7 protein-coding genes and 1 pseudogene are annotated in these 12,046 nt (G+C 41.9%); 4 read left to right on the plus strand and 4 right to left on the minus strand.

Going from position 1 to position 12,046, the window contains the following annotated elements; genetic code table 11:
- Positions 1–383: 383 nt before the first annotated feature.
- From F6K63_RS32405 to F6K63_RS32415, 3 genes and pseudogenes are all read right to left on the minus strand, one after another.
- Positions 384–2,156 carry an LIC_10190 family membrane protein gene (locus F6K63_RS32405; protein WP_287314397.1) on the minus strand — a complete coding sequence of 591 codons (1,773 nt, stop codon included), beginning with the start codon at positions 2,154–2,156 and terminating at the stop codon, positions 384–386.
- A gap of 9 nt (positions 2,157–2,165) precedes the next feature.
- Positions 2,166–3,635 (minus strand): annotated as a pseudogene (locus F6K63_RS32410) (NAD(P)/FAD-dependent oxidoreductase).
- Between the two features lie 330 nt (positions 3,636–3,965).
- Positions 3,966–5,027: a glycosyltransferase family 2 protein gene (locus F6K63_RS32415; RefSeq protein WP_008178611.1), complete on the minus strand. Its 1,062-nt coding sequence runs from the start codon at positions 5,025–5,027 to the stop codon at positions 3,966–3,968.
- 462 nt (positions 5,028–5,489) lie between these two features.
- On the opposite strand from F6K63_RS32415, the gene F6K63_RS32420 reads away from it, so the two are divergent.
- The 4 genes from F6K63_RS32420 (at position 5,490) to F6K63_RS32435 (ending at position 11,686) form a co-directional block, all read left to right on the plus strand.
- Positions 5,490–6,461, plus strand: coding sequence for a glycosyltransferase family 2 protein (locus tag F6K63_RS32420; protein ID WP_287314399.1), 972 nt, complete (start codon positions 5,490–5,492; stop codon positions 6,459–6,461).
- Positions 6,462–6,570: 109 nt separating this feature from the next.
- A complete protein-coding gene (locus F6K63_RS32425; protein ID WP_287314400.1) occupies positions 6,571–9,294 on the plus strand; it encodes a glycosyltransferase in 2,724 nt (907 codons plus the stop codon).
- A 355-nt stretch (positions 9,295–9,649) separates the two neighbouring features.
- On the plus strand, positions 9,650–10,459 hold the full coding sequence (locus F6K63_RS32430; protein WP_008178603.1) for an ABC transporter permease: 810 nt from the start codon (positions 9,650–9,652) through the stop codon (positions 10,457–10,459).
- A complete protein-coding gene (locus F6K63_RS32435) occupies positions 10,460–11,686 on the plus strand; it encodes an ABC transporter ATP-binding protein (RefSeq protein ID WP_008178601.1) in 1,227 nt (408 codons plus the stop codon).
- A 15-nt stretch (positions 11,687–11,701) separates the two neighbouring features.
- Here the strand turns inward: F6K63_RS32435 and F6K63_RS32440 are convergent.
- Positions 11,702–12,046: hypothetical protein (locus tag F6K63_RS32440; protein ID WP_287314401.1), on the minus strand; the 345-nt coding region annotated here is incomplete at its 5' end.

The following is a 12,046-nucleotide window of genomic DNA, read 5'->3' on the forward strand; positions in this document are numbered from 1 at the left end:
GCAAGCTAAAATCCTTACTGGGTAGTGCGTTCAGCCGATATGTTACAAAAAAATACATGGTATTTTGGCCTGACCTTGGACGTAGTTATAAGGGTTTGAGCTTCAAGAACATCAAAGGAAGGTCAATTTGCCAATTTATCTTTGCTAAGAAAACGGGCATCAAAGCCTTATCTAGTAAGCTTTTCAGGGCTCATGTCACCCCCTCAGGGTTTTAAACGACGATAGTTGTTATAAATTAATGCAAGACTTTATTCTGAACAACTCTAAACTTTGGAATGAGGATATTGGTGTTGTTGATAATAAGGATTTATAGAAATCCGTGTAGGAATTGTGAGAAGTTTTGATGCCATATTCCCGACTCCCGACTCCCGACTCCCGACTCCCTACTCCCTGTTCCCTTTTATAAAACCACCTCTAATACCACGGTTTGGATCGCGAAGTTGAATATTATCTTCTAGTTCAAATGCACAAGGGAGTTTAGCAGACCAGCATAGCTCATGCTCTTCTGGAGAGATATCTTGTGGAGAAAAATAATTAATACCATTGACTTGTTTTTTTACTAAATCTGACGTCATCATCTGGGGAGGGATAATCAGTCGATAGGACGTTTTTTGATTCAAAACAATAACTAAGGTAATAAGAGATAAAGCTAAATAACTAGTTATCCTAAATATCGGAGGAATTATCCATAACTTTGATACCGGTAGTTTTTTGGTAATCAGTAAATTTAAATTTCCGATTTTTTGATTACAAACTATAGTAATATATAAACCAGGTAGAAGAATTAGATATCCTAGTCCAAATCTGATCACAGGAGCATAAAGCATCATAAATAAAGTTCCCGAAATAGCTAAAGCTAATACCCAAATCAAACCCCAGAGGCGATGAATGATTGATGTGCGGAGAATATAGATGGCTAATAAAATTGAAATTAAAATTATTCCAGTCGCAATTTGATTTAGAGTACTAGAACTGAACCACTGCCAAAATAACCAAAGCCAGGGATTTGAATTTGGGGGAGGTGAGCCAAACCAGGTTCCCCAGCCGCGAGTGTTTTCAGCAACTGCTTCAGCGTCTTCCGTTGTCCAAGACCAGGGTAAATCCAGACAGAAGAAGGATGATGGAAAAAGTGGGCAACCAGAGGTGATGATATTGACAGCGCACATGGGTGATAAGAGTAAACTCGTGATGACACCACCTATCACTAGTCGTTTCACACAAAACCTACTGAAAACAGTATAAAAAATAACTGATATGAATAATAGGGGTAGAGAAGTAAGCTTTATGGTTACAGCTCCAGCTGCTAAAATCAGTGGGATAAATTCATCGTAAAATTTATTATTAAATTTATTTTTAAAACTAGAATTTTCATCCTGATTTAGAGATGATGAGCGATGGTGAGCAATGATTAAAATTGCCCAAGCGATGATTACGGTGAGGAAAATTACTGGGATATCTGGCGATGGAGATACCAGGATATCTGACATCAAACTCGATAGAGCTAGGAGAGGGAGTACAATCAATGAGCAGATGACGATAAACCAGTCACTGAGCTGTGCTTTATTGGTGAATAGTTGAGCTAAAGCAATCAGAAAGTGTACTATTGCGAGAAGAAAGGCAAAGCCATTGGTTATCGCACTAACTTGAGCATCGAAAATTGGAGGGTTAAACGGAGCAGCGAGCGCAAACCACGATGAGGTAAAACCAAGCTGCTGAAGGAGCAGGGCGATACCTGGCACTGCTCCATACTCGGACAACCATCGGATGGCTCCATAGTGATAGAGACCTGTGTCAAGCCAAGTTACTTGTCGGCTGGTGAATGCTGCGACACCAAATTCTAAGGTCAACAATCCCAAGGCTAGGTTGGGAAACAGCATGAAACATAGATTAGCAATTTCATCGCGGGTAGGTTGTGATGTCAGAGACAATAAACTCAGACTAACAGCGGTACACCAGCCTACCCAGGAATTGAGGGGAAATACTAGGGAGGTTGCTAGCAGTGCAATGGACAGCACAACGATGCCCAACCACACTGCTGCAATAATGCGATCGCTAACTCGTTTAAAGGAATCCGCTTGCAGTACATTCAGCACAGCAGTTCCGATCAAGTAGCAAGGAATAAGTAGAAAATTCCAAGTCGTGATGAAGTAGAACATGCCAATAGCCTATACAGGCTGAAAAACTGAGTCCTCTACTAAATCCTGTTTTTGCTTTAACTCTTCTGTGGTAAATTCTTCATAGTAAGACCGTTCAGTATTTACCTGCCACAGATCATGGTTTTCCCCCAGTAAGTTCTTAACTGCTAGCATTCCGGTTAACATCGAATGGTCTTGATTGTTGTAGCGATGCATCCCATTACGTCCAATGGTTTGTAGGTTATCAAAGTCTGCTAAAAAATCTTGAATCACTTGTAAATGCTGACGATAATCACGGTCGTAAACTGGGTAAGCTTTAGGTTGGCGCAACACAGTACCATCCTCTACAGCCTTGGCATCCGCCAGACCTAAACTCGCCAATTCACGGGTGGCTAAATCCAGCAATTTGGGATCAGATAGATTCCAGATTTCATCTCCCTCATTACAGAAGTATTCTAAACCCAGACAGGTCTTGCTAGGATCCGATACCATTTTTGGACTCCAATTCTTAAAATTTTGGATGCGACCCACTTTCACCTCTGGACTATGGATATAAATCCACTGATCAGGAAATAGATCTTTAGCATCAATAATGAGCGCTACAATAATAAAAGCTCGATAAGATAGGGATTTTGCTGCTTCGATTACCGCTGGTGGGGGAGGTGGGTCGAGTTTTTTAACCAGTGCTGTCACTGGCATACTGGAGATGAAATGGTCTCCAGAGATACTGATAGTTTTTTCATCCTGCAAAGCAGTAATGCTTTTGATATGATTGCCATCTCGTTGAATACTAGTCACTACAGTATTCAGTCTTACCTGACCACCTTGATTATCTACTGCTTGCTGAAATTTTTACCACATCATCCCTGGTCCAAGTAGCGGGTAATCAAATTCCTTAATCAAGCTTTTGCTATTTTGACTTCCGAACAAAGCATTGATGATTGCTCGTTTTAGAGATAATTTTTGAATTCGCTGTGCTGCCCATTCTGCTTGAATTTTATCACAGGGTATGCCCCATACTTTCTCCGTATAAGTTTTAAAAAATAGTCTGTATAAACGACGACCAAAGCGATCGCTTACCCATTCTTCAAAGGTTTCAGGTTCATGCCAAGGTCGCAATTTTGCCTTGATTTTTGCCTTGAAGTAGCTGAGCAACATAACCAGACTGGTAATGATGCCTAGATTCGATAGGGTGTTAAAGATTGAGAGGGGATAGTCGTAGAATTTACCCTGGTAATAAATGCGTGACATGCGGGGAACTTTGATAAAATCTTCCCCTAAAACCTCTTGCCAACGTTGATGCGCTGCTTCTACTTTGGTATAGAAGCGATGACCACCAATATCGAAGCGATAGCCTTTGTAGACTTCGGTGCGAGCAATACCACCGACTTTATTGGATTTTTCTAGAACGATAGATTTAATGCCTTGTTTAACCAGGTCATAGGCAGCTGTAAGACCAGCCGGTCCTGCGCCTGTAATCACTACGGGATAATGTTCCATTGATTAAAAATAGTGCGTCAGTGGTGAGTGCGTCAGTGGTGAGTGTTTAGTGCTTAGTAGGACAATATTGATTTTTATTCCATAGCGATAGCAATTCTAGGTTAAACCTAAGGTTAAACGTTATTTTAAACGTCGATAGTAACTGTTATTGTTCATGATTTTAATACTCATAAATAAACCCGATTTTAGTTTATTTTTAAATAAAGATTTATAGCGTTTATCATACTTATGATGTACATTCATTTTTATTACCGTTACTCCCTACTCCCTACTCCCTACTCCCTACTCCCTAAAACCCACTACGAAAGTACCTCAACCAATTTATCCCTGCTATAAACTTGATAGCTTAGGCAAGTATATCCGAGGTTGTAGGTACTTTTGAAAGCAATGACGAACTATACCAATGGCAAACGCAAGTCCGCTGTAAAAGTAATACAGCCAGTGCCATGGAATGGTTCGTATAGTGAATAGTAGACCACGCTTTTGATAAAAGAATTGGTAGACAGGTCTGTTGAGTACTAGCAGGGCGAGACTAAATACACAAGTAGCCATAGCAATCAGAGTACTAGACCACCAATAAGCTGTAACTAAAGCACCTAGTAGAGCATAGACCAACACCACACTAATACGACTAGACAGCTTTAGGTTCAAGTCACTGATAAACTCACGACAGTTTTCCGGACTTGCGTCGCGAACCTTGAGAATTACGGCAGTCCAGGGCAAGGCGCGGTAGAAAAAGTCAGCTCTAAGGAGAGAAATTATGCCCCAGGGCTTGAGATGTTTCACCCGTAGAGTCTTACACAGCTTAATCCTGTAACCTTCTTGCTTGAGTCGATAGCCTAACTCAATATCTTCAATACAGGGTTGACGATAATTTTCCTCAAAGCCACCCATGGCAATAAAGATGTCACGACGGATTGCGCCACAGGCACCCCAAAAGGTAAATGCTTCTTCAGATGCAGTTTGATGAGTGTAGTGGTGGAGTAAATTTTTGTACTGGGAAAGGAAATTAGCAGCACCGGGAGAATCGTCATAAGAACCAATTAAAGCGGTTAAATTAGGTTCATTATTAAAAATTTTCACCACTTGACCAATAGTATCCGGATAGATGGCTACATCAGCATCTATAAAAAACAGGATATCGGTCTGTGCTACTTTAGCTCCCAGGTTTCGGGCTTTAGCCGGACCCCCTGCTGTGGGCAATCGAATTACTGTGGCTCCAAAGTCTTGGGCTAGACGCCATGAGCCATCAGTATCGCCATCAGCTACTACAATCACTTGATCGGGAGGGGGTGCAGCTTGAGATAGTCTGGCAAGACATTGACGAAAGTCTTCCCCTCCGTTGTATACGGGGATGATGACGGAGATAGTTAGTTTAGCAGAGTCAACCATTCTTTAGAGAATTTACCTTCAATTACTGATTGAGATTTTGAGATTAAATCGTTACTATGCATCTCAATAATACCCTCGTATAGTTTAACATTATTTTAGTTAAAATTATTAGATTACACTAAGTTTTACAAACTAGTTTATTGGCTTTAACAAAACTATATAAGAATCACCAGTAGGAATTTTTTTTTCAAAAAATCCTGAATTGACTAAGTAACTCTGTACTTGTAATACAGGTTGTGTCTACAGGTTGAGCAGTCAGCCATCCGCTATCAGCAGTCAGCCCATAGTCAGCCCATTTGATATAGCTAAACGCTGATAGCTAAATTAAAAGCGTTGCTGAATCTTCGAATGAATAGGAGTAGAGTGGGCATCCTGCCCGCCCGAAAATTTTAACGCTGATAGCTAAATTAAAAACTCAGTTTATCCCTGTGGAAAGTATAAATATAAAATTTAAATCACCAAATGTCGGTTGTTAAAACAGTTGATAGCTTACCACTGGTTTCAGTGATTATCCCTGCCTATAATACAGAGCAGTTTATTGAAATCACATTACAGTCTGTTCTTTCTCAGACCTATAAAAACCTGGAATTGATAGTGGTAGATGACGGTTCTCAAGACCGGACAGCTGAGATTGTTCAATCTATTGCTAAGCAAGATCAGCGTGTTATCTTACTACAACAACCAAATTTAGGGGTGGCTGCTGCTCGGAATTTAGGGATTCAAAACACTAAGGGAGACTATATCGCTCCCCTGGATGCTGATGATATTTGGTATCCGCAAAATTTAGAAAAGCAAATGAAACGCTTCTTGGCAACAGATCCAGCGGTAGGGTTGGTTTATGCTTGGTCGGTGGATATTGATGAGGAAAATTCACTGACTGGAGATTTCCGTGCTTTAAGTATAGAGGGAAAGGTTTATAAAACTCTGGTATGTCATAACTTTTTAGGCAATGCTAGTGCATCTATGATTCGCGCCTGTTGTTTTGAGACCGTTGGTGGCTACAACTGTCAACTGAAGGCACAACAGGCTCAGGGGTGTGAGGATTGGGAGCTCTATTTGCGAATTGCAGAACATTATGAATTTGGTGTTGTCCCGGAATTTCTGATTGGCTATCGCAAAATTGTTAGTAGTATGTCTCGCGACTACAGCCAAATGGCTAAATCTCATGGTTTGATGCTACGTGACGTTCAACAAAGGCATCCAGAGATTCCAGCAGTGCTTTATCGATTGTCTAAGAGTAGTTTTTATATGTATTTGGCACGACAAAGTAGTCAGTGTAGTAGCGATCGCAGTACGTTATTTTGGCTATCTCAAGCTTTAAAAGCTGATTTTATTACGCCTATTTTTCGCTATGGGTTGTATATCTTGTCCCTTAAAAGCTTATTGAGAATTATCACTAAGCTTAAATCCGGTAATGTTAATAAACCGGGTTGATCGGTCAGTCCTGCTGATTTAAATAAACGCCGACGTAGTCTATATTTCAAGCTCTTGCTTGGAAATTTATTACACCGTTCACTGCTGATGATATAAGGGATTTTAGGTTATGCTTTATCCAATCAAAGTGGTGGACATTGAGTTGAGCCGCCCCCTGACTACTCTTGATGGTTTAGATGGCTATATGGGAGTGCAAGGACTAGTTCGCTTCCATGGTGCGCCAATTGGATATGTTAAAGCACCGATTACTAATGGTCACTGTACAGCACAAACCTTAAGTAAACGTATTCTGGAAGACCATAGCGAGACGATTATCAATCGCCTTTTGTACAATGGATTATCCTTACCCCTCGGACGCGAAAGATTGTGTCTTGAGGATTTGTTTGATGTGCCACCACCGGAGTATAAGGGAAAGTTGCCGTTAGTAACGGTTGCGGTTTGTACTCGCGATCGCACTGCTAATCTTGCTGTATGTTTAGACGCTATCAATCAACTCGATTATCCTTACTTAGATATTTTAGTTGTTGATAATGCTCCCACCAATGATGACACCAAGAAACTGGTGGAAACTTATGCTAATGTTCGTTATGTTTGTGAACCTCGTCCGGGTTTAGATTGGGCGAGAAACCGAGCTGTTATTGAAGCTAAAGGAGACATTATTGCCTATACTGATGATGATGTAGTAGTTGATTCAGGATGGGTAAAAGCATTAGCGCTAGTGTTTATTAAACATCCTGAAGTTATGGCAGTGACTGGGTTAGTTGTGCCTTATGAATTGGAAACTGAAGCACAAGTGCTGTTTGAAATTTATGGCGGCTTCGGGCGAGGCATGAGCCGTAAGTGGTATCAGGTTAATCGAGGCAACAAAATGCCTTGGAAATTCCTGGGTACTGGACAATTCGGCACAGGGGCAAACATGGCTTATCGCCGCTCAGTATTTGATGATATTGGTTTCTTTGACCCTGCTTTGGATGTGGGTACTGTCACTAATGGTGGTGGTGATTTAGAAATGTTTTTCCGGGTGGTTAAGGAAGGACATACCCTCGTCTATGAGCCTAGTGCCATAGTGCGCCATCGACATCGACGGGATTATGCTAAGTTACGCACGCAAATTGCTAATAACAGTATTGGTCTGTTTTCTTACTGTATCCGTAGCCTCTTTGCCTATCCAGATGAGTGTCTTTCTTTCTTGTGGATTTTGATCTGGTGGATAGTGTATTGGAATTTAAGACGTCTGTGGCTTGGTTTCAAAAATCCCACTCGCTTCCCACAGGATTTAATTCTGGCTGAATTAAAAGGCTGCTTCATTGGTTTAACTCGCTATCACAAAGCTCGCCACACTGCTGCTGAGATTACTCAATCTTTCGGTGAGCAAGAACGGGAAACAGAAGAGGATGTAGATAGTGCTCCCTACCCGATTTTTTCTGACCCTATCTTTCCTGCTCTGACTAAGGAAGAAATCCAAAAGGTTAAAACCAATCCAGGTATGGCAGTGCGGACTGTGGATCTACGGGAACCTTTACAGGCATTAACTGATGTTAAAGAGTACTCATCAGTACGAGTCTTTGTGAAATGGCATGATCAGCTTTTAGGTAGCGTTGATATTCCTAACCCTGATCGAGGGATTAGCAAGAGTCGCTTAATTGAGGTTATTGTCAATCAGTTTGGTATGAAGCTGCTGGAAGTAAACCTTAACTTCAGTAGGTATTACTGCTATACTCAAGCAATATCTATCTTAACTAATCACTATAAAGTCACGGATAAAGAGACTGATTTACTAACCTGTTTACCTGATAAAATACCAATCTCTATTATCATCGCTACCTATGATCGACCCCAAGATTTGCGGAGGTGTTTGTGCAGCATAGTTGCCCAAAAGTATACTCGACAATTGGAAATTATTGTAGTTGATAATCATCCCGCTTCTGGTTTGACTCCACCAGTGGTTGCTGAGTTTCCTGATGTTGTCTTAGTTAGTGAATCCCGTCAGGGACTAGCTTATGCTCGCAATGCTGGCTTTGTTGCTAGTACTGGGGATATTGTGATTGCGACGGATGATGATGTTACTGTGCCACCGGATTGGTTAGAAAAACTAATCGCTCCTTTTGCTAGAGCGGATGTGATGATTGTCACAGGTAATGTTTTGCCCCTACAGTTGGAAACCAATGCCCAGCAGTGTTTTGAAAATTATGGCGGCTTGGGACGGGGCTTTGAGGAGTTTGAGGTTAACGGAGATTGGTTTGAATCCTTTTCACGCCATGCTGTACCAACTTGGCAGTTAGGAGCAACCGCTAATGCTGCTTTTCGTGCCAGTATCTTTAGTCATCCCAAGATTGGTCTAATGAACGAAGCCCTCGGTCCCGGTATGCCTTCAGGAGTTGGTGAAGATACTTACTTATTCTATAAAGTACTTAAAGCTGGCTACACCCTCATCTATGAGCCAAGCGCTTATGTCTGGCATAAGCATCGCACTGAAATGGCAGAGCTACATCGTCAGCTTTACAACTACAGTAAAGGTCATGTTGCTTACAATCTGACCACATGGCTACAGGATGGGGATTGGCGAGGATTGGTGCAAATAGTGCTGGGATTGCCACTTGCTCATTTATCTCGCATCTATCAACGGCTCAGAGGTTGGAGCGATTATCCAATCTCCCTAATCTGGTTGGAAATGACAGGTAATCTGGCTGGAGTTTGGTCTTTGTGGCAGTCCCATCTGCGGGTTAAACGTGAAGGTCGTATAGCAAAGGGAGTAGGGAGTCGGGAGTCGGGAGTCGGGAGTCGGGAGTCGGGAGTCGGGAGTCGGGAGTCGGGAGTCGGGAGTAGGGAGTAGGGAGTAGGGAACAAAAATTATCACAATATTGTTTCACTCTCGTAAAACAATAATCTCAGCCAAAGACTGAAACTTTTATTTAATCAAGGTTTTAAGTTTTTTTGAATAACTAAAAAATTAAATCACAATGGGTTAAATAAAGCCCTATCAAGCTTTAATTTACTGCTTTATTAAAGTCTAAAAAAATAGTAATATAGCATTTTAAAATAGATCATCAAATAATCGGATCTATTTCCTACTATTCCCTATTTACTGCTCCCTGCTCCCTGCTCCCTGCTCCCTGCTCTCTAAAAACCAGGGAGGGCGAAATTACCTAAACCAATTGACAACTGCTGTCAAATGCTATATTACTCCAATGTCTTCAATACAACATCGAAAATCAAAACTCAAACAATTTTACAAGTGGCGGCTTTCTTATCTCTATGATTTGCTACGAGAGCTAGTTAATCGGGAGATGAAGCTACTCTACAAACGGTCAGTTTTGGGAGTAGCTTGGATGCTGCTTAATCCACTACTCCAGCTAGCTGTATTTTCCTTTGTTTTCCGTTTTGTATTGTCGGTTGATATTCCTCAATATACCTCCTTTGCATTTTCTGGTTTGTTGGTATGGACATGGTTTAACACGTCTCTTTTTCAAGCCACTGGGGTGATTATTAGTAATCGCCCCCTGATCCGACAACCGGGTTTTCCCAACGCTATCTTACCGGTGGTTACCGTAACAACAGGTCTGATTCACTTTATTCTAGCCCTGCCAATATTAGTTATCTTTCTGTTAATCGATGGTGTTCAGCTACAGCCAGTAATTATACTGTTACCAATCCTACAAGCTCTACAGTTTTCCGTTACCATTAGTTTAGCCTATATACTAGCTGGGCTTAATGTAATATTTCGCGACACCCAGCATACTATCGGTGTACTTCTACAGCTGTTTTTTTATCTCACACCTATTTTTTATGAAATTACTAATGTGCCCAAAAATTACCAGTTTTTCTATTACCTTAACCCGATGGTGCATCTGGTTACCGCCTATCGCGCTGTACTAATTAAAGGAACACCACCGGATTGGATAGCTCTGCTAGTTATGGCTTTGGTCACGGCAGTGTTTTTACCTATCGGTCTTCAAATTTTCCGGTGGCAGAGCGATCGCTTTGTGGAGGAATTATAGATGGTTGATGCAATTATTGTTCAAGGACTCGGTAAACGCTTTAACTACTATCATCCTGAGCGACCGCTTACTATTATGGAGGCGGCGCTGTCGGGTTTTCGGCATATTATGGCAGCGGAAGGGTTTTGGGCGTTGCGGAATATTACGTTCAAGGTTTCCCCAGGCCAAATGCTAGGCATTCTCGGTCACAATGGAGCAGGTAAATCAACGTTATTGCGCTTGATTGGTGGGGTTGGAAAACCGGATGAAGGGAAGGTTAGGGTTAATGGCTCCATTGGAGCGCTGCTGGATTTGGGGGCTGGTTTCCATCCAGATTTGACTGGGCGAGAAAACGCTTTTGTTAGTGGTGTTGTAGCAGGTCTTACTCGTCAAGAGGTGGGGCGGCGTTTTGATGAAATCGTGACGTTTGCTGAACTTGAGCAGTTTATCGATAACCCAGTCCGCACTTATAGTACAGGGATGCAGATGCGGCTGGCGTTTTCGGTGGCTGTACACACAGACCCAGATGTGATGCTAGTTGATGAGTTTCTGTCCGTTGGGGATTTGGCATTTCAGGCTAAGTGCTTGGAACGAATTGCTCAGTTGAAAGAGTCTGGCTGTGCTATTGTCCTAATTTCTCACAGTAGCGAGCAAATTGAGCAACTTTGCGATCGCGCTTTGTGGCTACAACAAGGACAAATCATGGCTTACGGTGAGCCAAAAGTGGTAGCAGGACAGTATGTCAATCAAATGCGATCGCAAACCCAGCAACCTACTCCCAACAGACCTGCCCAACTGACTAGGTCTGGTGTGGAACTGCGAATGAATGAAAACCGGTTTGGCTCTCTAGAAGTAGAAATTACCGATGTGCTGCTGTTACCTAGCTTAGAGATTAATAGTGGTGATTCCTTGGCCATTGACATTGAGTACTTGTCACTTCAACCAATTGATGGACTAATTTTTAGTGTCATCATTAGCACTGAAGATGGTCAAATCTGTCTTGAGACTAACACAACTACCATGGGAGCATCCTTACCAGGTATTAAAGGTAAAGGAAAAATAAAACTCCATCTATCCCGCTTAGATTTAAACGGTGGTAAGTATTTTGTTGATGTTGGGGTTTATGAACCGAATCGGGCTTATACCTATGACTACCATTGGCATGTGTATCAGCTTTTAGTGCGTTCAAAAGATAGCGAAAAAGGTATTATTAGCCCACCGCTTCGTTGGGATGTTGTTGAAGGTTGAAAGTTGGTTGAAGGTTTAAATTTGGTTGAAGGTTGAATGTTGGTTGAAGGTTGAATGTTGGTTGAAGGTTGAATGTTGGTTGAAGGTTGAATGTTGGGTGAAGGTTGAAGGTTGGGTAAAAGTTGAATGTTGAATGTTGTTCGCCTTTGGCGTTCGGTGAAGGGTAGGTTTAATGTTGCTTGATTGTTGACTGAGGAACAGGTAATAGGCAACAGGTAACAGATTTAGCTTTACGATTCCCGATTCCCGATTCCCGATTCCCGATTCCCGATTCCCGATTCCCGATTCCCGATTCCCGATTCCCGATTCCCGATTCCCGATTCCCGATTCCCGATTCCCGATTCCCGATTCCCGATTCCC

Origin of the sequence: Moorena sp. SIO1G6, from assembly GCF_010672795.1 — a bacterium.
Classification (GTDB): Bacteria; Cyanobacteriota; Cyanobacteriia; order Cyanobacteriales; family Coleofasciculaceae; genus Moorena; species Moorena producens.

What these genes read in the sequence shown, in the direction of transcription:
- F6K63_RS32415 (WP_008178611.1), bottom strand. Translation starts at nt 5,027, where the DNA reads ATGGTTGACTCTGCTAAACTAACTATCTCCGTCATCATCCCCGTATAC.
- F6K63_RS32405 (WP_287314397.1), bottom strand. Translation starts at nt 2,156, where the DNA reads ATGTTCTACTTCATCACGACTTGGAATTTTCTACTTATTCCTTGCTAC.
- F6K63_RS32425 (WP_287314400.1), top strand. Translation starts at nt 6,571, where the DNA reads ATGCTTTATCCAATCAAAGTGGTGGACATTGAGTTGAGCCGCCCCCTG.
- F6K63_RS32420 (WP_287314399.1), top strand. Translation starts at nt 5,490, where the DNA reads ATGTCGGTTGTTAAAACAGTTGATAGCTTACCACTGGTTTCAGTGATT.
- F6K63_RS32430 (WP_008178603.1), top strand. Translation starts at nt 9,650, where the DNA reads ATGTCTTCAATACAACATCGAAAATCAAAACTCAAACAATTTTACAAG.
- F6K63_RS32435 (WP_008178601.1), top strand. Translation starts at nt 10,460, where the DNA reads ATGGTTGATGCAATTATTGTTCAAGGACTCGGTAAACGCTTTAACTAC.